26 protein-coding genes and 1 tRNA gene are annotated in these 24,642 nt (G+C 66.1%); 12 read left to right on the top strand and 15 right to left on the bottom strand.

From position 1 onward, the window contains the following. Nucleotides 1–3: 3 nt before the first annotated feature. From kdpC to AC07O0_RS07650, 6 genes are all read right to left on the bottom strand, one after another. The gene (gene kdpC / locus AC07O0_RS07675; protein WP_494621584.1) at nucleotides 4–585 is read right to left on the bottom strand and encodes a potassium-transporting ATPase subunit KdpC; all 582 of its coding nucleotides are present in this window, start codon (nucleotides 583–585) and stop codon (nucleotides 4–6) included. A 23-nt stretch (nucleotides 586–608) separates the two neighbouring features. Then, nucleotides 609–2,645: a potassium-transporting ATPase subunit KdpB gene (kdpB, locus tag AC07O0_RS07670; RefSeq protein ID WP_494621582.1), complete on the bottom strand. Its 2,037-nt coding sequence runs from the start codon at nucleotides 2,643–2,645 to the stop codon at nucleotides 609–611. Nucleotides 2,646–2,666: 21 nt separating this feature from the next. Further along, nucleotides 2,667–4,376 carry a potassium-transporting ATPase subunit KdpA gene (gene kdpA / locus AC07O0_RS07665; RefSeq protein ID WP_494621580.1) on the bottom strand — a complete coding sequence of 570 codons (1,710 nt, stop codon included), beginning with the start codon at nucleotides 4,374–4,376 and terminating at the stop codon, nucleotides 2,667–2,669. A 26-nt stretch (nucleotides 4,377–4,402) separates the two neighbouring features. After that, the gene (gene kdpF, locus AC07O0_RS07660; protein ID WP_091828939.1) at nucleotides 4,403–4,489 is read right to left on the bottom strand and encodes a K(+)-transporting ATPase subunit F; all 87 of its coding nucleotides are present in this window, start codon (nucleotides 4,487–4,489) and stop codon (nucleotides 4,403–4,405) included. A 187-nt stretch (nucleotides 4,490–4,676) separates the two neighbouring features. Next, the gene (locus AC07O0_RS07655) at nucleotides 4,677–6,395 is read right to left on the bottom strand and encodes a hypothetical protein (protein WP_494621578.1); all 1,719 of its coding nucleotides are present in this window, start codon (nucleotides 6,393–6,395) and stop codon (nucleotides 4,677–4,679) included. Nucleotides 6,396–6,541: 146 nt separating this feature from the next. After that, on the bottom strand, nucleotides 6,542–6,703 hold the full coding sequence (locus AC07O0_RS07650; RefSeq protein WP_494621576.1) for a hypothetical protein: 162 nt from the start codon (nucleotides 6,701–6,703) through the stop codon (nucleotides 6,542–6,544). A 144-nt stretch (nucleotides 6,704–6,847) separates the two neighbouring features. On the opposite strand from AC07O0_RS07650, the gene AC07O0_RS07645 reads away from it, so the two are divergent. After that, nucleotides 6,848–7,291, top strand: a complete 444-nt coding sequence (locus AC07O0_RS07645; protein WP_494621574.1) for a GFA family protein — start codon at nucleotides 6,848–6,850, stop codon at nucleotides 7,289–7,291. 1 nt (nucleotide 7,292) lies between these two features. Here the strand turns inward: AC07O0_RS07645 and AC07O0_RS07640 are convergent, their stop codons facing one another. From AC07O0_RS07640 to AC07O0_RS07620, 5 genes are all read right to left on the bottom strand, one after another. After that, nucleotides 7,293–7,721: an acyl-CoA thioesterase gene (locus tag AC07O0_RS07640; RefSeq protein WP_494621572.1), complete on the bottom strand. Its 429-nt coding sequence runs from the start codon at nucleotides 7,719–7,721 to the stop codon at nucleotides 7,293–7,295. A gap of 87 nt (nucleotides 7,722–7,808) precedes the next feature. Next, the gene (locus tag AC07O0_RS07635; RefSeq protein WP_494621570.1) at nucleotides 7,809–8,105 is read right to left on the bottom strand and encodes a GNAT family N-acetyltransferase; all 297 of its coding nucleotides are present in this window, start codon (nucleotides 8,103–8,105) and stop codon (nucleotides 7,809–7,811) included. 143 nt (nucleotides 8,106–8,248) lie between these two features. Further along, nucleotides 8,249–8,467: a DUF2934 domain-containing protein gene (locus AC07O0_RS07630; protein ID WP_494621568.1), complete on the bottom strand. Its 219-nt coding sequence runs from the start codon at nucleotides 8,465–8,467 to the stop codon at nucleotides 8,249–8,251. A gap of 146 nt (nucleotides 8,468–8,613) precedes the next feature. Beyond that, the gene (locus AC07O0_RS07625) at nucleotides 8,614–8,973 is read right to left on the bottom strand and encodes a carboxymuconolactone decarboxylase family protein (RefSeq protein WP_494621566.1); all 360 of its coding nucleotides are present in this window, start codon (nucleotides 8,971–8,973) and stop codon (nucleotides 8,614–8,616) included. Between the two features lie 143 nt (nucleotides 8,974–9,116). Further along, nucleotides 9,117–9,602: a MaoC family dehydratase gene (locus tag AC07O0_RS07620; RefSeq protein WP_494621564.1), complete on the bottom strand. Its 486-nt coding sequence runs from the start codon at nucleotides 9,600–9,602 to the stop codon at nucleotides 9,117–9,119. Nucleotides 9,603–9,668: 66 nt separating this feature from the next. Between AC07O0_RS07620 and AC07O0_RS07615 the strand changes: the two genes are divergently transcribed. Beyond that, a complete protein-coding gene (locus AC07O0_RS07615; RefSeq protein WP_494621562.1) occupies nucleotides 9,669–10,193 on the top strand; it encodes a winged helix-turn-helix transcriptional regulator in 525 nt (174 codons plus the stop codon). A 409-nt stretch (nucleotides 10,194–10,602) separates the two neighbouring features. Further along, on the top strand, nucleotides 10,603–11,496 hold the full coding sequence (locus AC07O0_RS07610; protein ID WP_494621560.1) for an arginase family protein: 894 nt from the start codon (nucleotides 10,603–10,605) through the stop codon (nucleotides 11,494–11,496). A gap of 202 nt (nucleotides 11,497–11,698) precedes the next feature. Here AC07O0_RS07610 and AC07O0_RS07605 read toward each other — a convergent pair. Further along, nucleotides 11,699–11,788, bottom strand: a tRNA-Ser gene (locus AC07O0_RS07605). Between the two features lie 441 nt (nucleotides 11,789–12,229). Between AC07O0_RS07605 and AC07O0_RS07600 the strand changes: the two genes are divergently transcribed. The 7 genes from AC07O0_RS07600 to AC07O0_RS07570 all read left to right on the top strand — a co-directional run bounded on the left by AC07O0_RS07600 (nucleotide 12,230) and on the right by AC07O0_RS07570 (nucleotide 19,568). Beyond that, entirely contained in the window at nucleotides 12,230–13,300 is a 1,071-nt protein-coding gene (locus AC07O0_RS07600; protein WP_494621558.1) for a septal ring lytic transglycosylase RlpA family protein, read from the top strand. Nucleotides 13,301–13,370: 70 nt separating this feature from the next. After that, nucleotides 13,371–14,561, top strand: coding sequence for a D-alanyl-D-alanine carboxypeptidase family protein (locus AC07O0_RS07595; protein WP_494621556.1), 1,191 nt, complete (start codon nucleotides 13,371–13,373; stop codon nucleotides 14,559–14,561). A gap of 2 nt (nucleotides 14,562–14,563) precedes the next feature. Next, nucleotides 14,564–15,244 carry a dTMP kinase gene (tmk, locus tag AC07O0_RS07590; RefSeq protein ID WP_494621554.1) on the top strand — a complete coding sequence of 227 codons (681 nt, stop codon included), beginning with the start codon at nucleotides 14,564–14,566 and terminating at the stop codon, nucleotides 15,242–15,244. Further along, entirely contained in the window at nucleotides 15,241–16,311 is a 1,071-nt protein-coding gene (locus AC07O0_RS07585) for a DNA polymerase III subunit delta' (RefSeq protein WP_494621552.1), read from the top strand. Before tmk ends, AC07O0_RS07585 begins: the two co-directional genes overlap by 4 nt. 78 nt (nucleotides 16,312–16,389) lie before the next feature. Next, nucleotides 16,390–17,949 (top strand): methionine--tRNA ligase, encoded by a 1,560-nt coding sequence (gene metG, locus AC07O0_RS07580; protein WP_494621550.1) that lies wholly within the window; start codon nucleotides 16,390–16,392, stop codon nucleotides 17,947–17,949. Then, complete coding sequence (locus AC07O0_RS07575) at nucleotides 17,949–18,749, top strand: TatD family hydrolase (RefSeq protein WP_494621548.1); 801 nt, start codon at nucleotides 17,949–17,951, stop codon at nucleotides 18,747–18,749. Before metG ends, AC07O0_RS07575 begins: the two co-directional genes overlap by 1 nt. Nucleotides 18,750–18,764: 15 nt before the next feature. Further along, a complete protein-coding gene (locus AC07O0_RS07570) occupies nucleotides 18,765–19,568 on the top strand; it encodes an MBL fold metallo-hydrolase (RefSeq protein ID WP_494621546.1) in 804 nt (267 codons plus the stop codon). Between the two features lie 14 nt (nucleotides 19,569–19,582). Here the strand turns inward: AC07O0_RS07570 and AC07O0_RS07565 are convergent, their stop codons facing one another. Then, on the bottom strand, nucleotides 19,583–20,218 hold the full coding sequence (locus tag AC07O0_RS07565; protein ID WP_494621543.1) for an isochorismatase family protein: 636 nt from the start codon (nucleotides 20,216–20,218) through the stop codon (nucleotides 19,583–19,585). A gap of 122 nt (nucleotides 20,219–20,340) precedes the next feature. On the opposite strand from AC07O0_RS07565, the gene AC07O0_RS07560 reads away from it, so the two are divergent. After that, the gene (locus AC07O0_RS07560; RefSeq protein WP_494621541.1) at nucleotides 20,341–21,012 is read left to right on the top strand and encodes a TetR/AcrR family transcriptional regulator; all 672 of its coding nucleotides are present in this window, start codon (nucleotides 20,341–20,343) and stop codon (nucleotides 21,010–21,012) included. 253 nt (nucleotides 21,013–21,265) lie between these two features. Here the strand turns inward: AC07O0_RS07560 and AC07O0_RS07555 are convergent, their stop codons facing one another. Continuing rightward, on the bottom strand, nucleotides 21,266–22,318 hold the full coding sequence (locus tag AC07O0_RS07555) for a LacI family DNA-binding transcriptional regulator (RefSeq protein ID WP_494621539.1): 1,053 nt from the start codon (nucleotides 22,316–22,318) through the stop codon (nucleotides 21,266–21,268). A 58-nt stretch (nucleotides 22,319–22,376) separates the two neighbouring features. Then, on the bottom strand, nucleotides 22,377–23,576 hold the full coding sequence (locus AC07O0_RS07550) for a hypothetical protein (protein ID WP_494621537.1): 1,200 nt from the start codon (nucleotides 23,574–23,576) through the stop codon (nucleotides 22,377–22,379). Between the two features lie 128 nt (nucleotides 23,577–23,704). Between AC07O0_RS07550 and AC07O0_RS07545 the strand changes: the two genes are divergently transcribed. Then, complete coding sequence (locus AC07O0_RS07545; protein ID WP_494621535.1) at nucleotides 23,705–24,616, top strand: carbohydrate ABC transporter permease; 912 nt, start codon at nucleotides 23,705–23,707, stop codon at nucleotides 24,614–24,616. Nucleotides 24,617–24,642 lie beyond the last annotated feature (26 nt).

Raw genomic sequence — 24,642 nt, 5'->3', positions numbered from 1 at the left:
AACCTAACGTTGAGCGCGCGGCCAGCGCGCGTCGAGTGCCAAATTGACTCCGAGCACATTGACGCGAGGCTCGCCGAGCAGGCCGAAGGTCGAGCCCTCGGTGTTGGCGGCGATCACTGCCAGCACGTCGGCAGGCTGGGCCTTGCGGGCCGCGGCGATGCGCGCGACCTGCCGCGCCGCATTGGCCGGCGAGACATGCGGGTCGAGGCCGGAGCCCGAAGTCGTGACGGCGTCGACCGGGATCGGCGCCTTGCTCTCGGCGCGCAGCGCCTCGGCGTCGGCCTTGATGCGGGCGGCGAGATCCTCGTTCAGCGGCCCGAGATTGGAACCGGACGAGCCGGCGGCGTCGTAGCCGTCCTTGCCCGCGGCGGAGGGGCGGGGCCGCAGATAGGCCTCGTCCTTGAAGTTCTGCCCGATCCAGCGCGAACCGACGACCTCGCCGGAGACGTTGCGGATCAGCGAGCCTCCGGCCTGGGCCGGGAACAGCGCCTGCGCCAGCCCGGTGACCCCCAGCGGGTAGGCGAGGCCGAGCAGGGCGGTGAAGAGGACCATCGAGACGATGGCGGGGCGAAGATTGGCGATCATGATACGGCTCTCCTATCAGGCCGTCAGACGAGCTTGAGGGCGGCGATGGCGAGATCGATCAGCTTGATGCCGATGAAGGGCGCGATGATGCCGCCGATGCCGTAGAGGGTGAGGTTGCGCGAGAGCAGCTTGGCCGCGCCGATCGCCCGATAGCGCACGCCCTTCAGGGCGAGCGGGATCAGCGCGACGATGACCAGCGCGTTGAAGATCACCGCCGAGAGGATCGCGCTCTGCGGGCTCGCCAGCCCCATGATATTGAGCGCGCCGAGCGCCGGCAGCGAGACGACGAAGAGCGCCGGGATGATGGCGAAATACTTCGCGACGTCGTTGGCGATCGAGAAGGTGGTGAGCGCGCCGCGGGTGATCAGCAGCTGCTTGCCGACCTCGACGATCTCCAGGACCTTGGTCGGGTCGCTGTCGAGATCGACCATGTTGCCGGCCTCGCGCGCGGCCTGCGCGCCGGTCTGCATGGCGACGCCGACATCGGCCTGAGCCAGGGCAGGGGCGTCGTTGGCGCCGTCGCCGCACATCGCGACGAGCCGGCCCTTGGCCTGCTCGGTGCGGATGATCCGCAGCTTGTCCTCCGGCGTCGCCTCGGCGAGGAAGTCGTCGACGCCGGCCTCGGAGGCGATCGCCGCCGCGGTGACCGGATTGTCGCCCGTGATCATCACCGTGCGCACGCCCATGCGGCGGAGATCCGCGAAGCGCTCCTTCACGCCGGGCTTCACCACGTCCTTCAAGTGGATGACGCCGACCAGCGCGCCGTTCTCGCTGACGGCGAGCGGCGTGCCGCCCGAGCGGGCGATGCCGTCGACCGCCTGGCGCAGTTCCGCCGGCACCTGGCTCTCGGCGAGGTCGAGCGTCTTGATCACGGCGTCGACCGCGCCCTTGCGCCAGGACTTGCCGTCGAGATCGAGGCCGGACTGGCGCGTGGTGGCGCTGAACGGGATCGTCGTCGCTCCCGCCGGAACATCGGCGGTGACGCCCTGGTTATGGGCGAGCTCGACGATCGAGCGGCCTTCCGGCGTCTCGTCGGCGAGGGAGGCCATCAGCGCCGCGCGAAGCGCCGCATCCGGGCGCACGCCCGGGACCGGGATCACCTCGACCGCCATACGGTTGCCGTAGGTGATGGTGCCGGTCTTATCGAGCAGCAGCGTATCGACGTCGCCGGCTGCCTCGACCGCCCGGCCCGAGGTCGCGAGCACGTTGACCTTGAGCAGACGATCCATGCCGGCGATGCCGACGGCGCTGAGCAGGCCGCCGATCGTGGTCGGGATCAGCGTGACGAAGAGCGCGCCGAGCACCATCGGGTCGAGCGAGACGCCGGAGAAGGCGCCTAACCCGGTCAGGGTGACCACCGCGATCAGGAAGACCAGGGTCAGGCCGGCGAGCAGCACCGCAAGCGCCAGCTCGTTCGGCGTCTTCCTCCGGTCGGCACCCTCGACCATCGCGATCATGCGATCGAGGAAGGACGAGCCCGGCCGCGAGGTCACGCGAACCTTGATCCAGTCGGAGACGACCGTGGTGCCGCCGGTGACGGCCGAGCGGTCGCCGCCGCTTTCGCGGATCACCGGGGCGGACTCGCCGGTGATGGCGGCCTCGTTGACCGAGGCGACACCCTCGATGATCTCGCCATCGGCAGGGATGACATCGCCAGCCTCGACCAGGACGACGTCACCCGGCGCGAGTTCGTGAGCCGGCGTCGGGATCATCGCATTGCGCTCGGGGTCGATGATCAGCTTGGCCTTGGTGGTGACGCGGGTGGCGCGCAGCGAATCCGCCGCCGCCTTGCCGCGCCCTTCGGCGATCGCCTCGGCAAAATTGGCGAAGACGACGGTGAGCCAGAGCCAGATCGCAATCTGGATCGGGAAGGCGGCCGGCTGGCCATTGGCGATTGCGACGACGGCCGAGACGGTGGCGAGCGCAGCCACCACCTCGGTCGCGAGGATCACCGGGTTGCCGGTCAGTTTGCGCGGGTCGAGTTTACCGAAGGCGCTTTTCAACGCCGCCAGGACGATCGCCTGGCTGAAGGCGCTGGATTTGGCGAGTGAGACACTCATCGAAGGAGTTCCTTTGTCGGCTCAGCGAGAGGCCGCAAGCACTTGGAAGTGCTCGACGATCGGCCCGAGCGCGAGCGCGGGGAAGAATTGCAGGCCACCCAGGATCAGGATGATGCCGATGAGGAGGCCGACGAAGAGCGGCGAGTCGCTCGGCAGTGTGCCGGCGGTCGGCTTCAGCTTCGGCTTGGCAGCGATGGCACCCGCCAGGGCGATCACCGGGACCATGTAGGCGAAGCGGCCGAGCAGCATGGCGATGCCGAGCGTCGTGTTCCACCAGGGTGCGTTGGCAGTGAGACCCGCAAAGGCTGAGCCATTGTTCCCCGCAGCCGAGGAATAGGCGTAGAGGATCTCGGTGAGGCCGCGCGGTCCCTTGTTCAGCAAGCCCTCGAGCGCGACCGGCAGCACCGCGGCGATCGCCGAGAAGCCGAGGATGGCGAGCGGCAGGATCAGAACCGCCAGCATGGCGAACTTGATCTCGCGGCTCTCGACCTTCTTGCCGAGATATTCCGGCGTGCGCCCGACCATCAGCCCGGCGACGAAGACCGCGAGAAGTGCCATCACCACCATGCCGTAGAGGCCGGAGCCGACACCACCCGGCAGGATCTCGCCGAGCTGCATCAGGAACATCGCGACGCCGCCGCCGAGCGGCATGAACGAGCCATGCATTGCATTGACCGAGCCGTTCGAGGCTCCGGTGGTCTGCGCTGCCCAGATCGACGAGGCGGCGGCGCCGAAGCGCACCTCCTTGCCTTCCATGTTGGCCGGCGCGTCGGTGATGCCGGCAGCGATCATCGCGGGCTGCGGCGTCAGCGTCTCCGAGGAGTAGATCGCGGCGGCGCCGAGGCCGACGAGGATCACCATGGCCGCGAGCAAAGCGCGCGCTTCCTTGCGGGCGCCGGCGACACGCCCGAAGGCGATGACGGTACCGAAGGCGAGCGCGTTCAGCGAGACGACCTCGATCAGGTTGGTCAGCGGCGTCGGGTTCTCGAGCGGATGGGCCGAGTTGACGTTGAACAGGCCACCGCCATTGGTGCCCCACTGCTTGATCGCCTCTTGGCTGGCGACCGGGAAGAGCGCGATGATCTGGTCGGCGCCTTCGAGCGTCTTGGCGGTGACGTTGGCGAGCAGGCTCTGCGGCACGCCGGCGGCGACGAGCGCGAGCGCGGTGACGATCGAGACCGGCAGCAGCACGTAGAGGACGGAGCGGGTCAGATCGACCCAGAAATTGCCGAGCGTCTCGCCGCGGTCGGCGGCGAAGGCGCGTGCCACGGCGGCCGCCACGGCGAGGCCGGCACCGGCCGAGACGAAGTTCTGAACGGTCAGGCCCAGCATCTGGCTGAGGCTGCTCATCGTCGTCTCGCCGCCGTATGACTGCCAGTTCGTGTTGGTGACGAAGCTGACGGCCGTGTTGAAGGCGAGATGCGGCGACAGGCCGTCGAAGCCCTGCGGATTCAGCGGCAGCTGCCCTTGCAGTCGCAGGAGGGCATAGAGCAGCAAGAAACCGGCCGCGCTGAAGGCGATCACGGCCCCGGCATAACCGAGCCAGTTCTGCCCCTTGTTCCGGTCGATGCCGAGCGCGGCGTAGAAGCCGGCCTCGACCGGCTTCAGCACCGGATCGAGCGGCGTGCGCTCGCCTGCCCAGACGCGCGCCATATAGATGCCGAGCGGCCAGCCCACGGCTACCGTCAGCGCGATCGTGAAGACGATCTCAGCCCAGCCCCGCCAGTCCATGCGAGGTCTCCTTTTTTATCGTTGGTTCAGAAACGGTCGGGGCGCAGCAGCGCGGCGACCATGTAGACCGCGAGCCCGAGGGCGGCGGCGGCATAGAGCAAGGTCAGGCCCATGGCGTCAGACCTTGCGCAGTAGCGCTGCGTACCAGCCGAAGAGCGCGAAGGCCCCGGCTCCGAGCGCGAGAAAGACGATATCGGCCATGATGGATCTCCAGCCTGGGTTCAGACCGGTGATGTGGTGCCGGGCCTGCTAAGCGGTCGAGCCGGAAGGGCAGGCGGGGGCATAAGGGCGGCGTAAAGATCAGGACCTTTCGAAGGGCTGGTCGAGATCGAGTTCGCCATATCCCATGCCGGCGAGGAGCTGTCGCGTGCGGCGCAGGATATCGTCCGGCGCGCCTGGCACGGGATGATCGAGCACCAGTGCGGCATGCAGCTCTGTCGGAAGATCGAACCTGACGCCATCTCTCGGCGCGCCGCAGCTATCGAACACGATCCCGTAAGCCTGCTCACGGTCGTAGTTGCAGCGCCAGATGTGGCGCCGGCGATCCATCGTTCGAATATCGAGCGAATGGATAGAAAGCGGCTCCTCGGACAGCGATCGACGATGAAGCGAAACCTCGACCAGGCGCTCGCTGCCGTAGAGGAGGAAACGCGAGTGATACCCGATCGGATCGGCGCCGGGTGGTGCTTGATCGACCAGACTCTGATGCGCGCGATGAGGGTCCACTATGCTGAGCAGAATCTTCCCATCGGGTAGGCGCTGCGCCGCGATCAGTCGCTCATGGGCGTGATAAGCCCGCAGCCCGGCCTCGCTCGTTATTGGCTCCAGCAGAACGGGAAAGTTGCGGCGAAGGATATAGTCCTTGCCGAAGCTGAGCTCGCCGTGCTCCTCGGGCAGCGGCGCCAACAGGCCGTCTGGCGTCGCGGGCCAGCGGCCCGCATGGAATTGCGGCTCGGCCACGCTCTCGCGCTCATGGTCCGGCAGCTCGGCTGGAAAGGGAGACGGCTCCCATATCGACGCGATCTTGAGCGCCTGGACCGTTCGTTCCTCCCGTTCGTGGAACTCGGCGCAGATGACCTTGATGTCTCGTTCGAGGAATTGCCGATCCCTGATCAGCCAAGGGTCCCATGTCGGATCTCGCGCCGAGATGGCATCCAGGAATGCGCAGGCTGTCTCATGTCGTCCGGACAGGGCCAAGGCGACCACGCAGACGGTCACCTTTTGCCGATCGGCTTCCAGTCGACTGGCCAGCTTTGGCAGCGTGGTGACAGACCCAATATCGGTGAACACGTCGTGGAGCAGCGCATCATGCAACAGCGGCATGAAATGCGCGGCGGTGACGTCCCAAAGCGATCCGTGGATCGGCTCCAAGCAGCCGGTGGATTCGGGATGTCCGTAGAGAGGATGGAGATAGGGCCAGATCCGAAAGCGCGTCCGGCCGCCCATGGACTCGAAGAACACACCTCTTAGAACGTGGCGCACGGGACGGATCAAAAGACGCCGACCGACGAGTACGAGGTCGTCCCGTTCGGCCAGGAGGCTCTTCAGATAGTGCTTGATGTCCGCCGGGCGCGTTCCCGGTTCAGCCGGACCGCCCCTCACGCCCGCAGCCTTGAGGTGCTGCCTGGCATAGTCGACCGCCTTGCCGGCGCTCTGCCATTCGCCTGGCCCCTCTTCGAGCACGATGCCTTTCGTCAGCTTGGCCAGGGCGGCGGCGATGCAAAGGCCGACACTGGCTTCATCCTCATCGCTCGCCCAACGCAGGCTGACACAGCATGAGAAAGGCTTGGCAGAGTCCGGCGGTTCGAGATCGGCTGCGGCATCAGGGCTGGCGCGGACATCGAACTCGCAGCCGGATTGCTGACGCCGCAGCGTCGCAGGGAGGAAGCCGCTATGGTTGGCGAGAGAGCCATGTCCGTGTTGAAGCCTGACAGGAAAGCCGAGCAATCTCAGCTCGGCATTGATGTCCTTGATGGCCGGCAAGGTCGCATTGAAAAGCACGTGCGCTTCGGTTGCCATGTCGGCGGCCCTCACCAGAGTCCACCGCAACCATAGCGCGAGCACAACGTCACGCACATTCTGGCCGAAACCGCCTGAACGGAGCCAGGCGGTTCAACGCGTCAGGCGCAAAAGTATGTTGGACAGCCAGCCTTGGTGATCGGCAATCAGCTCGACGCTTCGAGCCCGGCCGTGGTGATGAAGGCCGAAATGGCGAGGCCGGCCCAGAAGAAATCGTTGAGAACGCCTTGCAGGGGCACAGCCCCCATGGTCACAGTAGAAAGGCCGCCGGCCAGGAACAGCGCCGAGACCGCAACAAGGCTGCTCATATTGTCCTCCCGCATTTTGGCTCCGAACGCGGCGGGGGTGATTCCGTTCCCCCGATTCGATGCGGTATCCAATCACTTGTTTTGATCTGATGATCGCACTCTCATCGCTTCAGTGATGTGACAAGGTCCGACGGGGAGGATCGCATGAGACATCGCTTGAACGGCGGCTGCCACTGCGGCGCGATCGGTGTCGAACTGTCGTTGCCGCGCCCGCCCGAGGAAGAGATCATCGGCGCCTGCCAGTGCTCCTTCTGCCGCAAGCACAATGCCCGGACGGTCTCGGATCCGAAGGCCAGCGCCCGGCTCGTGGCGCATGAGCCGGCTCAGCTCCAGCGCTATCGTTTCGGCCTCGCGGCCTCCGAAGTGGTACTGTGCCATCGTTGCGGTGTTTACATCGCCATGCTGATGGAAGAAGGCGACGAGGCCTGGACGACGATCAATATCGACGCGCTCGACGAGCGCACCCGCTTCACCATGCCAGCCGAACCACGTGATTTCAGCGGCGAAGCACTGGAGGTGCGGCGTGAGCGCCGAAAAGCGCGCTGGACACCGACCGAGCTGGTCGGCTGGCCGGAGGAGATCGCCTAGATCAGTTTCCTGACGCAGCCAGTTGCGCCAGCTGCTCGCGCACCACATCCGAGAACGGCCGCGCCTTGCGCGTCGTCTCGTCCATCTGGACGATCACCGAAATCCCACTGGCGACGCAACGCTCGCCCTGGAAGATCGCCTGCTCGAGCCGGACGGAGCTGCGGCCGATCGAAGCGACGCGCGTGCCGATCTCGACCGCGCCGGGCCAACGCAGCTCAGCCCGGAAATCCACCTCCAGCCGGGCTAGGACGAAGGCCGTTCCTGGCTCGGCCAGCTGACGGGTACGATCATAGATCAGCTCGACGCGCCCGGTCTCCAGGAAGGTCGAGAACACCGCGTTGTTGACGTGCCCCTGGCGATCGGTGTCGCCGTAGCGGAGCTTGTCCTGCGCCCGCAATGGGAAATCGGTGATGGCGAGATCGTCCGGCATGACAGGCCCCGTTCTGTGACGGAGCCTTCAAACGCGATCGACGAGCACGAGGCAAGCTCGTCCAGCGATCGAGACAGGCGAGGGCGCTCAGGCTAGAACGTCGTGATAGCCGGGATGACGGCGGGCCCAGGCGGCGACGAAGGAGCAGCGCGGCACGACCCGGCGCCCACTGGCGCGCGCGATCCGGAAGATGCCTTCGGCCAGTTGCGAGCCGATGCCACGCCCGTTGAAGGCCGGCGGCACCTCGGTATGGGTCACGACGATCCGGTCACCGTCGCTGCGGTAGATGGCGAAAGCCTGTCCGCCGGGAAAATCGAGCTCGAAGCGTCCGGCTTCCGGTCGTTCGACGACGGCGATTCGGCCGGTTTCGACATGCTGGGTCATGACTGCTCTCCGCTGGAGCCGACACGCAAACGCCGGCACCGCTTCAGCCACAATGTGGGCGTGGCGCGACCGCTTGTCTTCGGTTGCAATCATGCAGAGAGCGAATGGCAGGGCTGCGGCGGATCGCAGCCCTGCAAGCGGCGTCAGGAGAGCCATTCCTGCTCGCGGCGGCGGGTGCGCTCGCCCTTGAGCTCTTCCTCGGCGCCGTGGTCGACAATCTCCTCGCTGCGGTTGCGGAAGGTCCAGATCGCCTTGGCCGCTTCCCAATGCTCATGGTCGCGGCCTTCCGGCTGTCCTTCCTCCATCCAGAGCGCATAGGCGATCTTGCGGATCTCGCGCTCGGCCTTGCCAGTATGACTCATCTCGTCCTCCTGGTTCCGTTGCGGTCGACGAGGAAACGACGGAACGCCACCAGCGTTCCGCGCCTCCCGGTCAATCTGTCACCGCAATGTGGCGCTCGCATGAGCTCATCGGAGGCAGGCGACGGCTCCTTAGGGGCGAAACGATCTCACTCCGCAGCAGCCGGCGGAGGGGCCGTCATTTGCTCGAAGCAGTCGAGAGTGCGTGCCGAATAGACCAGCGCTGCCCCGGCATTCATGGCGATCGCGACCCCGAGCGCCTCGGCGATCTCTTCGCGGCTGACCCCGGCCTTGATCGCCGCATCGACATGAGAGGTGATGCAGCCGTCGCAACGTGTAGTGACGGCAACGGCGAGCGAGATCAGCTCGCGCGTGCGGGCGTCGAGATGCGTGGTCTTGGCTGCGCCACCCGCCAGCGCGGCATAGCCGCGGAGCGCTTCCGGAGCGGCCTTGCCGAAATCGCCGACCCGGCTTTTCAGCTCGGAACGATATGTGGTCCAGTCCAGCATTCGGATGCCCTCCTCGGCAAACGCGATCGGCCGGAAATCGGCCGTCGACAAGTGTTAGGCAGCGGGCGCGGGCCAAGCCAGAGTGCAGCCTGGGCGCAGGCGTCGGTCGTCGGTCCGGTTCCGGACCGGGAACGGCCACGATGCTATCGGGAATGGGAGCGCGTCGGGACGATCAGAGTCCATTTCTGGGTGAGAACGGTCTCGTTCTCCTGGTTGATGGTCGTAACCCGCAGATCCATGAAACCGCGATCGCTGCGGCTGCGCGACAGTCGGGTCTCCAGCACATCCGCCGTCGCCCGAAGCCTGTCCCCAGGGCGCATCGGACGATGAAACCGCACATTCGCGAATTCAGCGCCGACGATGGGATCGCCCCCGAGCAAGCGGGCATCGACGAGAAGCCGCATGGTGATCGCGAGCGTTTGCCAGCCGCTGCCGACCAGCTCGCCGAAGATGGTGTGCCGGGCGGCCTCCTCGTCGATGTGCATCGGCTGCGGGTCGTAGAGTTCGGCGAATGCCCTGATCGACTCCGCCGTCACCTCGAAGCTGCCCGAGCTGAAATGGTCGCCAGCCTTGAAATCCTCGAGATGGCGCGGCGCGTCCCCGGTCGGCTCGACGTCTCGTGTCGTCATGCGTCATCCCCTTGAACTCACGGGGCCATCGGATCAAAGTGCCTTCAATTATTGAAGGGAGTCAATATGAGCTGGTCCGAAGTGGGCAGCACCGCCTGTCCGGTCGCGCGAGCCCTTGCAGTCGTCGGTGACCGCTGGACGATGCTCATCCTGCGGGAGCTGTTCCTGACGACACGGCGTTTCGAGGAGTTCCAGGCGCAGACCGGCATGTCCTCCCACCTCCTCTCCGGCCGGCTGAAACGTCTGGAAGCCGACGATGTGATCGGCCGCCGCCGATACAGCGACCGTCCGATCAGGCACGAATACCGCCTGACGCAGAAGGGGCTCGATCTCTACCCCATCCTGCTGGGGCTCAAATCTTGGGGCGAGACATGGGGCGGCTTCCCCCCGAACGAGCCGCCGGCCCTTCAGGTCATTCATCGGAGCTGCGGGCATGCGACAGGTCTCGAGCTGATTTGCCCGGCCTGCGAGGAGCCGTTCGGCGCACGCGATGCGCGCGTCGTGATTGGAGAGGCGTTCGCGGCGGAACGCGAGGCACGGCGCAAGACATTCCATGCGCGGGGCAGGGGCACGCGGCCACCGCGGGCATGAAGGGCGTGCTGCGTGTGTCAATCGAGCGGGCCTGGCCAGTCGGCGTCATCTCGTAGTCGACGCCGACGAGCTATGAAAATGAGAAAGCGCTGGCGGAGAGTGAGTACGCAAGAGAGGGAGCGCGACTGCGGTCGGCCTCGAGGGAACAATGACCGGAAACTGCCGTTACGGAGCAAGGGACCAGGTGGACTAGATTGCAGAAGCGGCGCGTTTCACTTCAGCGTCCAGGTTCCAATTGGTGGAGAACCCGCGACTGCGGAAAACGGCACTGATATCGCCTTTGCCGTGGCGAGCCGTGGCTGCGGCCGAATTGCGATCAACGACTAGGGGGCGTTCATCTGCGATCCAGACGGTCACACCATCGGGGGCAGTGACCTACTTCGCCAAATAGTCGCTACCGGAGGCGCCCGTGACGATCCTTCCCTATGCAATTATCGAAGCTCCTTCCACGCTCGGTCTGGCGACCGACGGTGTGGAGCGCCTGCCCGACCAGCTCCTGAACCTCGGTCTTGCGGAGCACATCCACGCGCGCCGCGCCGGGCGGCTGGCGGTGCCAGCGAAGGACCCGACGCCCGATCCCGAGACCGGCATCTTGAACGCCAAGACAATTGCGGCATGGTCGCCCAAGCTCGCCGACGCCGTGGAAGCAGTGCTTGATGCGGGCGAGTTTCCGGTGGTGCTGGGCGGCGATTGCACGATCGTGCTGGGCACAATGCTCGCGTTTCGACGGCGCGGCCGCTATGGCCTGTTCTTCATCGACGGCAACGCCGATTTCTTTCAGCCCGAGGCGGAACCCAATGGTGAGGGCGCCTCGATGGACCTCGCCTTCGTCACCGGCTACGGCCCGTCACTCCTGACCGACATTGAAGGACGCGGTCCTCTGGTCCGTCCTGAAGACGCTGTCGCGTTCGCGTATCGCGATTACAAGGATCAGGAGGAGTACGCAAGCCAGCCGCTCCCTCAGGAGCTCAAGGCGCTTGACCTCCCCGCCGTGCGCGCGGTGGGCATCGAGGCTGCCGCGCGCGAAGCGGTCGACCACCTGATGCGAGAGGAACTGGAAGGCTTCTTCATCCATCTCGACGCCGACTGCCTCGACGACGCCATCATGCCGGCTGTCGATTTCCGCGTGCCGGGTGGGTTGTCGTGGGAGGAGCTCGGTGCGGCGCTCCGGATTGCCTTAGGGAGCGGCAAGGCAGCCGGTCTCGAGATTACCATCTACAATCCGCGCCTTGATGAGGATGGCAGCGCTGGGCGGGGCCTGACCGATGTACTAGCCGCAGCGCTCGCAGCAGCAGCGCCATGAAAACTTGAGTGACGTCTGCATTCCAGTGCACCAGGGCGCACTCTGAACGGTTGAGACAGGGTCGAAAATTGCCGCTATTGCGCTGAGCCAGCTCAGATAACCCCGAGCACAATATATCGGGCTCCGGAGTAGAATCGGCGGCTTCATCGCGTATGCCGGCGATCGGCGGCTATATCGCGCCACAGGGGCAATCGGCGACTGATGGCGGAAGGGGTGGGATTCGAACCCACGGTGGGCTTGCACCCACGGCGGTTTTCAAGACCGCTGCCTTAAACCACTCGGCCACCCTTCCGGCGCCCCGTCATTGCCGTTCCCCACCGATTTTTGCAAGCCGCAAGCGCAAGGATGATGCCGCGTATCGCACGAAATCACGGAAATCGAAACATATTCAATAGCTTGCCTGCTTCTCTAATTCGCGGCGGTCGGCTGTTTCGGTCAGCCGCCTCGGCGTGGCGCAAGAGGCACGCTCCCCTGAAAAATGGCGACGATGGGGTGGTGGATTGACAGTTGCCGCATTTCCGACACCTTTATGCCCGCCCAAAGGCCGGGCTGGGCTTCCGTTAACGGTGACGCGTACGCGCTCCCGCCGCTTAACGATCCCTTAATTGGATTGGTCGAAAACTGCGACCTTGCCACGTTCGTGGCTGGGTGGTCGTGGCATTTTCGGCGCGACGAACGGGAATGCGGCATGACGCGAGGCGCAGGCACTTCAGCATCGGCGGTCACTCCCTCTATGGCTGAATCCGGCGACGCCTCCCGCGCTTCCTCTTCCTTCGCGACCGCAACCCGCCTTGGCTGCGTCGTACTGGCTGGCCTTTTCCTGGCGAACTGCGCCAATGATCAGGTCGCCCGCCGCGGCAAGTCGAAGGAGATCGGCGCCTTCCCGTCCTCGAAATACGGCCCGGCCAGTGCCCGGGTCGTCGAGGAGGGGCAGCCGGTACCGAAGGGTGGCGGCCGCGAGCTGATCGGCCGCAGCTACACCGTCGCGGGCAAGCGCTACACCCCTTACGAGAAGCCGGTCGGCTATACCGCGGTCGGTACCGCCTCCTGGTATGGCGAGGCCTTCCACGGCCGCCGCACCGCCAATGGCGAAGTCTATGATCGCATGAGCATCAGCGCCGCGCATCCGACGATGCCGCTGCCGGCCTATGCGCGCGTCACCAACGTCACCAACAGCCGCTCGATCATCGTGCGCGTCAATGATCGGGGCCCGTTCCATGGCGGCCGCGTCATGGACGTCTCGCAGAAGACCGCCGATGCGCTCGCGTTCCGCCATCTCGGCACCGCGCGCGTCAAGATCGAGTATCTCGGTCAGGCCTCGCTCGCCGGCTCGGACGACCAGATGCTGCTCGCTTCGCTGCGCACCGATGGTTCGCCGGCCTCGGTCCCGGGCCAGAGCAGCCGCACGATGATCGCGAGCGCCGCGTCGCAAGTCGACCTCGGCCGTTCCGCCGGACCGGATCTCGACGATGAGTCGGCAAGGCCGGCACCGGCGCCCGTCCGGGCAGAGCCCGCTCCGGTCGCGGCCCAGCCCGTGGTGCAGGCCTATGCCCCCGAGCAGCCACGCACCATCGCAGTACAGAGCCCGATCGTCGCCAGCGCTGCGACCTCGTCGCCGGAAGGCGTGCCGGTCCGTGGCGTCCGCCTGCCGCCGTCCCGCCCGTTCGATCTCGACACCATCGCCAATGCCGGCAAGCCGGTCCCCGTGCTGCGTCCGGCGACCGTGACTGCACCGATGCCGGTACCGCGCGCCAGCTTCACCAGCATGAAGGCGCAGACTCTGCAGCCGCTGGCGCGGAATTGACTCTGCTCCGGGCTTGACCGCCCGGTCCGGCGCATCATCTGATCTCGATATGACGTGTGGTCGATCCGGGATGGCGCGCGCCTATCTTCCGATTTGGAGCAGGGTTCTCGCCGTCTGCGCGACGCTGCTGGCATTTGCCCCTGGGCTTGCCCGAGCGCAGGCCTTCCAATCGGCTGCACCCTATGCCCTCCTGCTCGATTCCGGCAGCGGCGCCGTGCTCTACGAGAAGGCCGCCGACGAGCTGATGGTCCCGGCGAGCCTCGCCAAGCTCGCCACCGCCCTCGTCGCCTTCCAGGAGATCGCGGCGGGCAAGATGACCCTGGAGACCGAGATCTCGATCTCGGAGAACGCCTGGCGCAAGGGCGGCGGCGTCTCCGGCGGCTCGACCATGTTCGCCATCGTGCACAGCCGCGTAAAGCTCGGCGACATCCTGCAGGGGTTGATCGTGCACTCCGGCAACGACGCGGCGATCGCCCTGGCCGAGGCCGTGGCCGGCGACGAGGCCAGCTTCGCCAGGATCATGACCGAACGCGTCCAAGCGCTCGGTCTGACGAAATCGCAGTTCCGCAATGCCAGCGGCATGGCCGACCCACAGCAGAAGGTGACGGCGCGCGAGCTCGCTCTGCTCGCCGACCACATCATCAAGACCTATCCGGAGCTCTACAAGATATTCGGCCAGCGCGACTTCGCCTGGAACAAGATCAAGCAGAGCAACCGCAATCCGCTGCTCGCGATGGATATCGGCGCCGACGGCCTCAAGACCGGCAATATCGACGAGACCGGCTACGGTCTTGTCGGCTCGGCCGTGCAGAAGGGCCAGCGTCTGATCGTCGTGGTCAACGGGCTGAAGAATGCCCGTGACCGCGCCAGCGAGGCCCGCAAGCTGCTTGAATGGGGCTTCCGCTCCTTCGAGCAGCGCCAGGTTTTCGCCGAGGGCGAGAGCGTCGGCGAGGCCAGCGTCTTCGGTGGCGAGAAGGGCCGCGTCGCGCTGCGGGCGAAGGGGTCGGTCAGCCTCCTGGTGCCGCGCGGCAGCAGCGAGCGGCTCGCCGCCCGCATCGTCTATCGCGGCCCCTTGCAGGCACCGGTGGCGGAGGGGACCGAGGTCGGCCGCTTGCTGATCACGCGCGGCGAGATCAAGACGCTCGAGATCCCGCTCTACGCGGCCGAGAGCGTGGCTGTCGGCAGCCTGCAGCGGCGGGCACTCGACGCGCTGATGGAAGCCGCAACGGGGTGGGTCCGCAAGGCCCTGAAGCGGAGCTGAGCGTGGCCAGGACGAAGGCGACTGCGCGCCCCGCGGGGCATTTCATCACGCTCGAAGGCGGGGAGGGGGCCGGCAAGTCGACCTTGGCCAAGGCGCTCGCCGCGCGGCTGGAAGGGCACGGCCTCGCGGTCGAGCTGACGCGCGAGCCCGGCGGCTCGGCCAAGGCCGAGCGCATTCGCGAGGCGCTGCTAGCCGGCAGGATCAAGCCCTATGGCGCCTTCGCCGAGGCGCTGATGTTCCAGGCTGCCCGCATTGACCATGTCGACAGCCGCATCAGGCCGGCGCTCAAGCGCGGCGCCTGGGTGATCTGCGACCGCTTCATCGATTCGACCCGCGTCTACCAGGGCACGCTCGGTGAGATCGCAGGCGACAAGCTCGCGGCGCTCGAAGCCGTCGCCATCGCTGGCCTGATGCCCGAGTTGACCTTCATCCTCGATCTCGCACCGGAGACGGGTCTCGCTCGCGCCGCCCGCCGCCGCCAGCCGGGCGAGGTGACTGACCGTTTCGAAAGCGAAACGATCAGTTTCCATCGCCGCCTGCGCCAGGGCTTTCTCGACATCGCCGCCGCCGAGCCGCAGCGCTGCGTCGTGCTCGATGCCAGCCTGGCGCCGGAGGTGCTGGCGGAGAAGGCCTGGGAGGCGCTTTCCAGTCGGCTGCCCTTGCCGCAGATTGCGCCGGCATGATCGAATCGAGCAACGAACCCGACCGCCTGCCGAACGCGCCGCATCCGCGCGAGACGCTGGCGCTCATCGGCCATCATCGTCAGGAAGAGGCCTTCCTGACGGCGCTGCGTTCCGGCCGGATGCACCATGCCTGGCTGCTCGGCGGCCCGGAAGGCGCCGGCAAGGCGAGCTTCGCCTATCGCGCTGCCCGCTTCATGCTCGCCGAGGGCGACCCGTTGCGTCGGGCGGAGACCGCCCGCGATCTCGCCATGCCGGACGCGGACGGCGCCACCCGCAAGATCGCGGCACAGTCGCATCCGGACCTGCACCTGTTGCGGCGCATCGCCAAGCCGGACGGCAAGAGCTTCACCAGCAACATCCCGGTCGATCTGGTGCGCCGGATCATCGACCGTTTCGGTTCCAGCGCGGGCGAGGGCGGCTGGCGCGTCGCGATCGTCGATTCCGCCGAGGATCTCGACCGGCCGGGCGCCAATGCGCTGCTGAAGCTGCTGGAGGAGCCGCCGCCGCGCTGCCTCTTCCTGATCGTCGCGCATGTGCCCGGCCGTGTCCTGCCGACAATCCGCTCGCGCTGCCGGCTGCTGTCCTTCGAGTCGCTCGGCGAGGATGACGTCGCGCAGGCCGGCGCGATCGCGCTGGAGCGCATGCGCCTGCCATACGATGCCTCGGCGCTCGGGCGCGCCGCAGCCTTGTCCGAGGGCTCGGTCAAGCGGGCGCTGACCTATGTCGATCCGGAGACGCTGGCGCTGGTCGAGGCGGTGAGGGCGCGGCTCGACGCGCTGCCCTCGGTCGATCTGACCGCGCTGCTGGCACTTGGCGAGGACGTCGCGGGCAGGGCAGGCGAGGCCGACTTCCACGTGATGATCGAGACCGTGCAGGGCTGGCTCGGCGCCCATCTGCATGCGCATGCCGCCGCAGGTCCTGCCCGGCTTGCGCCCCTCGCGGAGGTGTGGGAGAGACTTGCACGCGCCGCGAACGAGGTCGAAACCTATAATCTCGATCGCCGCCCCCTCGTCATGTCGCTGTTTCACGATCTGTCGGAGGCGGTTTCCCGTTCGCGCGCGGCCTGAAACCAAGAGCAGGATGCGAAAAGTGGAAACCGGCTTTCGCACAAATCCTGCTCTAACTCTTTGACGACCGGACAGACCATGGCCTCGGCCCCGAAGTTCTACCTGACGACCGCGATCCACTACACCAACGGCCCGCCGCATATCGGCCACGCCTATGAGATGGTGGCTGCCGACGCGATCGCCCGCTTCAAGCGCCTCGACGGCTATGACGTCTTCGCCATGACCGGCACCGACGAGCACGGCCAGAAGGTTCAGCGCACCGCTGCGCAGAGCGGGCTCTCGCCGAAGGATTTCGTCGACGGCCTGGCTACCCGCTTCCAGGAGATGGAACAGCGGCTCGGCTGCTCCTTCGACCGCTTCATCCGCACCACCGACGCCGACCACCTGCCCTCGACGCAGGAGCTCTGGCGCCGGATGGAGGCCAATGGCGACATCTATCTCGCCAAGTATTCCGGCTGGTATTCGGTCCGGGACGAGGCCTTCTACGGCGAGGAGGAGACCACCCTCCAGCCCGACGGCACGCGCCTGGGCGGGCAGGGCACGCCGGTCGAATGGGTCGAGGAGGAGAGCTATTTCTTCCGCCTGAAGTCCTACCAGGACAAGCTGCTCGCGCTCTATCGCGACGTGCCGGACTTCGTTTCGCCGGAGACGCGCCGCAACGAGATCGTCTCCTTCGTCCAGGGTGGCCTCGAGGACCTTTCGATCAGCCGCACCACCTTCGACTGGGGGCTGCCGGTCCCGGGCGATCCGAAGCATGTGATGTATGTCTGGGTCGACGCGCTCAACAACTACGTCACCGGCTGCGGCTTCCCGGACGAGAGCGATCCTCGCTGGCACTACTGGCCGGCCGATGTCCACATCATCGGCAAGGACATCGTGCGCTTCCACACGGTCTACTGGCCGGCTTTCCTGATGTCGGCGGGCCTGCCGCTGCCGAAGCGCGTCTTCGGTCATGGCTTCCTGCTGAACAAGGGCGCCAAAATGTCGAAATCGGTCGGCAATGTCGTCGACCCGTTCGCGCTCGCCGATATCTACGGCGTCGACCAGTTGCGCTACTTCTTCCTGCGCGAGGTCTCCTTCGGCCAGGACGGCAATTACAGCCACGAGGCGATCGTCGGCCGCATCAACGCCGATCTCGCCAACGACCTCGGCAATCTGGCGCAGCGCTCGCTGTCGATGATCGCCAAGAACTGCGAGGGCAGGGTGCCGCCGGCCGGCACGCTGACCGAAGCCGATCGCGCCATGCTGGCGCAGGCAGACGGGCTGCTGACGAAGACGCGCACCGCCATGCAGGATTTCGCCCTGCATGTCGTCCTGGCGGACATCTGGGCCGTGGTCGCCGAAGCCAACCGCTATTTCGCCAACAACGAGCCGTGGAAGCTTTCCAAGAGCAATCCGGCCCGGCGTGATACCGTGCTCTACGTCACGATCGAGGCGATCCGGCAGATCGCGATCCTGACCCAGCCGGTCATGCCGCAGGCCATGGCCAGGCTGCTCGATTTGCTGGCGGTTCCAGCCGAGGCGCGGAGCTTCGCGTCGCTCGGCGAGGCCGGCCGCCTGACTTCGGGCACGGCGCTGCCGGCGCCGAGCGCGATCTTCCCGCGCTATGTCGAGCCAGAAGGCGGCGAGGCAGCCTGATGCTGATCGATACGCACTGCCATCTCGATTTCCCGGATTTCGCCGAGGATATCGGAGCTTATGTCGGCCGCGCCGAAGCGGCCGGCGTCGGCCGGATGGTGACGATCTCGACGAGAGTCGCGCGCTTTGCGACCTATGCAGCGCTGGCCGAGCGTTTCCCGTCGGTCTGGTGCACGGTCGGCACGCATCCGCACGGCGCCCATGAGGAACTTGACGTCACTGCCGAACAGCTGGTCGCGCTGTCGCGCCATCCGCGCTGCGTCGCCATTGGCGAGGCCGGGCTCGACTACCACTACGACAAGAGCCCGCGCGCGGCGCAGGAGCAGGGCCTGCGCACGCACATCGCCGCGGCGCGCGAAACCCAGCTGCCGCTGGTGATCCATTCGCGCGAGGCCGACGAGGACATGGCGGCGATCCTGCGCGAGGAGATGGGGAAGGGCACCTTCCCCGCCATCCTGCACTGCTTCACCGCTGGCGAGATGCTGGCCCGCACCGGCGTCGAGCTTGGGCTCTACGTCTCCTTCTCCGGGATCCTGACCTTCAAGACCTCGCAGGCGCTGCGCGATATCGCCCGCGACATCCCGCTGGAGCATCTGCTGGTCGAGACCGACGCGCCCTACCTTGCTCCCGCGCCCTATCGCGGCAAGCGCAACGAACCATCCTATGTCGTTGAAACCGCGAAGGTCCTGGCCGAGGTCAAGGGCGTGTCTTTCGATGAGATCGCGAGGATCACCACGGACAACGCCCGGCGCTGCTACTGGAAAATGGACCACGCAGCGCCCGTGGCGCGGGTCGCTTGAGATAAGCCGCGCCACATGGGCCTGACCGTCACCATCCTCGGCTGCGGTTCATCCGGCGGCGTGCCGCGGCCAGGTTCCGGCTGGGGCGCCTGCGATCCGGCAAATCCGAAGAACCGGCGGCGGCGCTGTTCGCTCCTGGTCGAACGTCGCAGCCCGGACGGCACGACCAGCGTGCTGATCGACACCACGCCGGACCTGCGCGAGCAGCTGCTCTCAGCCGAGGTCACCCGGCTCGACGCCACGCTGTTCAGCCACGATCATGCTGACCACACCCATGGCATCGACGATCTGCGCGCGCTCGTCCTGCATATGCGCAAGCGCATCCCGGTCCATGCCGATGCCGTGACCGGGGCGACGCTGCGCCAGCGCTTCGCCTATCTGTTCGAGACGCCGCCGGGCAGCCTCTATCCGCCGATCCTCGATCTCGCGCCGCTCGCCGCCGGCGAGCCACTCATGATCGAAGGTCCCGGCGGCGCGATCGAGACATTGCCGTTCCGGCTCGAGCATGGCCCGAACTATGACGCGCTCGGCTTCCGCTTCGGCGGTTTCGCTTACGCGCCGGATGTCAGCGCCATCCCGCCGGAATCGCTGCCGGCAATGAGCGGGCTCGACATGCTGGTGCTCGACTGCCTGCGTGAATCACCGCATCCGAGCCATTTCAATCTGGAGCAGTCACTGGAAGCGATCGCCCAGCTGAAGCCGCGCCGCGCGATCCTGACGAACCTTCATGTCGATCTCGATTATGCCAGCCTGTCCAAGCGCTTGCCGGCGAACATTGAACCTGCGTTCGACGGCATGCAGCTGACGATCGAGAGCTAGCCGGAGCAGGGCGCTTAGTCGGCATTCTGGCGATGCCAGTCCTCCAGCTGGGCGAGCACCGTCCTGAGGTCGGAGACGTCGACATAGCGGCGCCCGAGATCGCGCAAATTGTCCTTGTGCGGCTGCTCCTCGATGTCGCCGACGCAATCCTCCGGCACGATGGTGCGATAGCGGTAGCTGAAGGCATCGATCGAGGTCGCGCGGATGCAGCCGCTGGTGTTGCAGCCGGTGACGATCACCGTGTCGACGCGTTCCTTGGTGAAATAGTCGCTGACGCCAGTGCCAAAGAAGATCGACGGGCCCTTCTTGCAGACCCTGAGGTCGTAACCGGCGTCATAGATGCGCGGGTCGAGCTCGGCGCTGGGATGGTCGTGCCGGAAGGTCTCGCGCACGGCGGTGATCTTCCAATAGGGCATCTCACGCTCGTTCATATAGGCGGTGTTGCAGGTCGCGACAGGCACGCCGTAGCGGCGCGCGACCTCCAGCAGCCTGGCGGTGTTTTCGAGCGCCCGCATCACCAAGGGCGCACCGCCGAGCGGGTATTGCGCCTCGGTGAAGCCCTTCTGGAAATCGACCACGACGATGCCCGGCTTCTTGCCGAAGCCGACCGGAATCTCGCCATAGCTGCGGTTCTTGTAGTCGTCGCTCATCTGCTTCCTCCCACGCTCCAAGATGCGGTTGACCCCCATCCTGATCGCATTAAAAAAGCAGGCAAGATTGTTTTTATAAGCTCTTGCACATCGCCGGGCTGGAGCTGGAACGAGACCCATCGATGCGACAGACGAAGCGCCGGCAGCAGATCCGCAGCGTCGAGACGCGCGAGCGCCTGATCGAGGCGACGCTCGACGAGATTTTCGAGGTCGGCTACCACGCCGCCACGACTCAGGACATCGCTGCGCGCGCCAATGTCTCGCGCGGTGCGCTGCTGCATCATTTCCCCGCACGGGCCGATCTCGTGCTGGCAGCGATGGAGGAATTGCTGGAGGACGGCACACGCCAGATCAAGGCGGTGGCCGACGAGGTCCAGGCCGGCCAAGGTTCGCTCGAGGGCTTCGTCGAATTCCTCTGGCAGCTTTTCTCCGGGCGCTTCTTCTATTTGTCGCTGGAGATGATCACCGAGGCTCGCAACGACCCGGAATTGCGCGAGCGGATGATCCCGGTGGTCAAGCGCTTCCATCAGGCGCTCGACGGCATCTGGAGCGTGTTCTGCGACCCGGCGAAGCGTCCGCCGCACCAGGCGCAGGTCATCCTCAACCTGACGCTCTGCCTGGTGCGTGGCATGGGCGTCCAGACCGTGCTGCGTCCGGAGCCCGGCTATTATCGCGGGCTGATCACAGCCTGGACGGCGCTGCTGCCGCAGATCGTCGATGGCGCGGCGGGCGATGCGATGTTCAAGCCGCCAATCTCACAGGTGGAGCAAGAGACGACAGGCAAGCCACTGTGAGACCGTGGTTTTCCTCGGGCCGATCGAGGTGGCCGAATACGGATCGAGCTACGGCAGGTCGGCTCCTCGGGGATTTCCGGGTATCAGTTAAAGTTCCATAATATGTCTTATGCGAATCGCATTCGTAGCCGCGCGGTTGGGAGTCTCATGCCGATCGCAGGCCGACTGTGAACACAGGGAAACTCGCCGAGTTGCCCTGCCCGGCGATATCGACGGATGCGACCAGCCGGCTTCGACATCCCGGCTGGCAGAGCTAAGCGGCGGGCGGGATCTGGCCGATGGTCGCCCGCTCGATCAGCCTGACGCCGATGTTCACGCGCAGGACGCTGGCCTCCGGATCGGCGATGCGGCGCATCAGGGATTGCACGCCGAGCCGCCCGAGTTCGCCGCGATCGATCCGGATCGTGGTCAAAGGCGGTCGGCTGTTGGTCGCGATCGAGATGTCGTCGATTCCGATGATGGAGATGTCGTCGGGAACCCTGACCCCTTCGCTCTGGAGCCCCTGCATGACGCTGAGCGCGACCACATCGGTCGCGCAGAAGAAGGCGGTGACGCCGTCGAGCCTCCCGTCCTGGAGGGCTTGCCTGATGGCGCGCTGCGCCTGTGGCAGCTCGACCTTCATCTGGAGCAGGTCGATCAGGTGCCTGTCGGGGTCGAACTCGATCCCGGCCTCCTCCAGCGCCATCTTGAAGCCCTCGAGACGGCGCTGCATCGACAGGCGATGCCGCGAGGCCACATGCACGATGTGCCGGTGGCCGGCCTCCAGCAGTCGGCGCGTCGCCAGCCAGCCGGCGCTCCAGTTGTCGGGCAGCACGCAATCGAGCCGCATCGTCCGGTCCATGCCGTTGACCAGCACCGCCGGCAGTTTCGAGGTGACGAGTCGGTCAATGACCGCGGGGTCGTCCATGCCGACAGCCATGACGGCGCCCGGCCGGGCAGCGAGCAGTTCGTCCAGCTCGGCGACGACCCGGCCATCGGCATGCGAGGTCAGCCGGACATCGAGCTTCAGCGAGTTCGCCGCAGCTTCGGTGATGACGCTCTGGACGACGCCCTCGTAGAACTGCGAGTTCGAGTAAGCCTCCGCCGGAATGACGAGCACCGCGCCGTCGACACCGGCCTTCTGCAGCGAGCGAGCGCTGCGATTGCCCTGATAGCCCAGCTGCTCCGCCAGGCCGAGAATCCGGCGGCGGCTCTCGTCGCTGACGCCACCGCGATTGTTCAGCACCTTGGAGACGGACGCGACCGAGACGCCCGCCGCATCGGCGATGTCGCGCAGGGTCGGCGCCAGGGTCTCGTCGTCACTCATCCGGGCCACTTCTGCAGACCGCTCCCGCAATGGGAGAGACAGGGAATGGAGCGCCCCGTCACGACCAGAAGAACTGGTCGTGACCGAGCGAGCGCATCAACGCCTCCATAAAGTAATAATCACCATAGGGAAGCATCGTATCGGCATAGCCGGCCCTGACATGCGAGGCGCCGTGGGCGAGGAGCCCGAGCGCCTTTGGATCACGGGTCAGGTCGCAGTGATCGAGCAGGCCGGCGAGCAGCCGGTCGCCCAGACCGCGCCAACGGGCCGCCTCCCCCGCTTCGGATTGGTCCGCCAGCAGATAGACGCCCGCCGCCATGACCGCGGCGGCCGAACTGTCGCGGTGCGTCCCGCGCTGGTCCGGCGCGCCGAAATCCCAGGCCGGCACGGCGTCCTCCTCCATCAGCGCCTCGGCCTTGGCCGCGAGCCGCCGGGCCGCTTCGGCATAGGCCGGATTGCCCGTTGTCAGCGCCGACTGCGCGAAGCCGTGGATCAGCCAGGCCTGGCCGCGTGACCAGCAGGAAGCGTCGGCATAGCCCTGATGAGTCTCGCCGCGCAGCGGCTTGCCGCTGGCGATGTCGAAGACGAAGGTATGGAAGGAGGTGTCGTCCGGCCGGACGATGTGGTCGAGCGTGGTCTGCGCATGGGCATCGGCCGCTTCGCGGAAATCCGCCCGGCCGGTCTCGCGATGGGCCCAGTAGAGCAATGCGAGATTCTGCATGGTGTCGGCGATGATCCGGCCATTGGCGAATTCGGCCTGCATGCGCTGGGAATGAACCTGCCTGGCATTCCAGGCCTGGATGTAGCGCCCGTCCGGGCGGTAGCGGGCGACCAGCTGCCGTGCCGCAGCAAGCGCCATCTCATGCGCCTCCCCGTCTCCCGTCATCAGCCATTCGGCGACGCAGCTCAGCGAAAACTGGAAGCCGAGATCGTGGTTCTGAGCATTCTGATGAGCGAGGATGCCGCGGAACACCGCCCGCCGCGCCCGCGCCGCGTTGAGGAAGACCGGATCCCCCGTCAACTGCAGCGCCAGCCAGAGCTGCCCCGCCTGGAAGCTGACCACCCAGTCATAGGGTCCGCAATAGACCCAGCTGTTGTCGGGCAGGCCGATCTTGGGATTGCGCAAACCGATCACGGGCATCGTCTGGCGCAGCTTGGCGACACAGCGCTCCAGCGCCTCCTGATAAGGCCGCGTGTCGCGCCTGGCGGCGGCGGCAGCCTCGACCGTCGAGAAATAGGTGCTTGGCTCGATGCGCATCGCTCGCCTCCCTAGGACGTGCATTTTTCGCATCAACAAATTAATTTCGTCAATAACGAAAATTTCTATTGCTGCAGATATTTTTCTTTCCTATCGTTTACCAACATTCGAGGCCCTGGGGAGGAGCCATGTCGAACGCCGCAGCTGCGAATGCGCGCGCCGTCCAGCGGGACGACCTCGCCGGCTACGGCTTCCTGCTGCCGTGGCTGCTAGGCTTCCTCCTGCTGACGCTCGGCCCGGTCGCCGCATCCTTCTACCTGTCGCTGACCGACTATAGCGGCCTGTCGGCGCCGAACTGGGTCGGCATCGAGAATTACACCCGGATCGCCACCGACGATCCGCGTTTCATCACGGCGATGACGGTGACCTTTACCTTCGTGCTGCTGTCGGTGCCGCTCAAGCTGCTCTTCGCTCTCGGCGTGGCGGTCGCCCTGAACAAGGGCCTCACCGGCCTCTCCTTCTTCCGGGCGGTGTTCTACCTGCCCTCGCTGATCGGCGGCAGCGTCGCAATCGCCGTGCTCTGGCGCCAGGTCTTCGCCGGAGACGGGCTCCTCAACCAGGCCCTGCACGCGCTGTTCGGCTATGAGGGCCCGAGCTGGATCGCGAACCCGTCCACCTCGCTCTATACGCTCGTCCTGCTGGCGGTATGGCAGTTTGGCTCGTCGATGATCATCTTCCTCGCGGGCTTACGCCAGATTCCGCAGGACATCTACGAGGCGGCCAGCATCGACGGTGCCCAGCCCGTCCGGCAGTTCTTCAAGATCACCCTGCCCCTGCTGACGCCGGTGATCTTCTTCAACGCCGTGATCCAGACGATCGACGCCTTCAAGGCTTTCACCTCGGCCTTCGTGATCAGCGACGGCACCGGTGGCCCGATCGACTCGACGCTGTTCTACACGCTCTACCTCTACCAGGAAGCCTTCACGAATTTCCGCTTCGGCTACGCCTCGGCGCTGGCCTGGATCCTGGTGCTGATCATCGCGGTCTTCACCGCGCTCTCGTTCCTGTCGGCGCGCTACTGGGTACATTACGATGACTGAGGTGGTCCGGGCTCCCGCCATCGCGC

The sequence above is a fragment of the Allobosea sp. GW821-FHT10B12 genome, from assembly GCF_059415545.1.
Note: the sequence above shows the minus strand (reverse complement) of the source record. Positions and strands in the feature narration are given on the sequence as shown.

Coding starts and splice junctions, on each gene's coding strand:
- AC07O0_RS07545 (WP_494621535.1), top strand. CDS start 23,705: ATGTCGAACGCCGCAGCTGCGAATGCGCGCGCCGTCCAGCGGGACGAC.
- AC07O0_RS07625 (WP_494621566.1), bottom strand. CDS start 8,973: ATGCTGGACTGGACCACATATCGTTCCGAGCTGAAAAGCCGGGTCGGC.
- AC07O0_RS07635 (WP_494621570.1), bottom strand. CDS start 8,105: ATGACCCAGCATGTCGAAACCGGCCGAATCGCCGTCGTCGAACGACCG.
- kdpB (WP_494621582.1), bottom strand. CDS start 2,645: ATGAGTGTCTCACTCGCCAAATCCAGCGCCTTCAGCCAGGCGATCGTC.
- kdpA (WP_494621580.1), bottom strand. CDS start 4,376: ATGGACTGGCGGGGCTGGGCTGAGATCGTCTTCACGATCGCGCTGACG.
- AC07O0_RS07550 (WP_494621537.1), bottom strand. CDS start 23,576: ATGCGCATCGAGCCAAGCACCTATTTCTCGACGGTCGAGGCTGCCGCC.
- AC07O0_RS07630 (WP_494621568.1), bottom strand. CDS start 8,467: ATGAGTCATACTGGCAAGGCCGAGCGCGAGATCCGCAAGATCGCCTAT.
- AC07O0_RS07620 (WP_494621564.1), bottom strand. CDS start 9,602: ATGACGACACGAGACGTCGAGCCGACCGGGGACGCGCCGCGCCATCTC.
- metG (WP_494621550.1), top strand. CDS start 16,390: ATGGCCTCGGCCCCGAAGTTCTACCTGACGACCGCGATCCACTACACC.
- AC07O0_RS07565 (WP_494621543.1), bottom strand. CDS start 20,218: ATGAGCGACGACTACAAGAACCGCAGCTATGGCGAGATTCCGGTCGGC.
- AC07O0_RS07585 (WP_494621552.1), top strand. CDS start 15,241: ATGATCGAATCGAGCAACGAACCCGACCGCCTGCCGAACGCGCCGCAT.
- AC07O0_RS07570 (WP_494621546.1), top strand. CDS start 18,765: ATGGGCCTGACCGTCACCATCCTCGGCTGCGGTTCATCCGGCGGCGTG.
- AC07O0_RS07655 (WP_494621578.1), bottom strand. CDS start 6,395: ATGGCAACCGAAGCGCACGTGCTTTTCAATGCGACCTTGCCGGCCATC.
- AC07O0_RS07560 (WP_494621541.1), top strand. CDS start 20,341: ATGCGACAGACGAAGCGCCGGCAGCAGATCCGCAGCGTCGAGACGCGC.
- AC07O0_RS07615 (WP_494621562.1), top strand. CDS start 9,669: ATGAGCTGGTCCGAAGTGGGCAGCACCGCCTGTCCGGTCGCGCGAGCC.
- AC07O0_RS07555 (WP_494621539.1), bottom strand. CDS start 22,318: ATGAGTGACGACGAGACCCTGGCGCCGACCCTGCGCGACATCGCCGAT.
- AC07O0_RS07575 (WP_494621548.1), top strand. CDS start 17,949: ATGCTGATCGATACGCACTGCCATCTCGATTTCCCGGATTTCGCCGAG.
- AC07O0_RS07645 (WP_494621574.1), top strand. CDS start 6,848: ATGAGACATCGCTTGAACGGCGGCTGCCACTGCGGCGCGATCGGTGTC.
- AC07O0_RS07600 (WP_494621558.1), top strand. CDS start 12,230: ATGGCTGAATCCGGCGACGCCTCCCGCGCTTCCTCTTCCTTCGCGACC.
- kdpC (WP_494621584.1), bottom strand. CDS start 585: ATGATCGCCAATCTTCGCCCCGCCATCGTCTCGATGGTCCTCTTCACC.
- kdpF (WP_091828939.1), bottom strand. CDS start 4,489: ATGGGCCTGACCTTGCTCTATGCCGCCGCCGCCCTCGGGCTCGCGGTC.
- AC07O0_RS07595 (WP_494621556.1), top strand. CDS start 13,371: ATGGCGCGCGCCTATCTTCCGATTTGGAGCAGGGTTCTCGCCGTCTGC.
- AC07O0_RS07650 (WP_494621576.1), bottom strand. CDS start 6,703: ATGAGCAGCCTTGTTGCGGTCTCGGCGCTGTTCCTGGCCGGCGGCCTT.
- AC07O0_RS07640 (WP_494621572.1), bottom strand. CDS start 7,721: ATGCCGGACGATCTCGCCATCACCGATTTCCCATTGCGGGCGCAGGAC.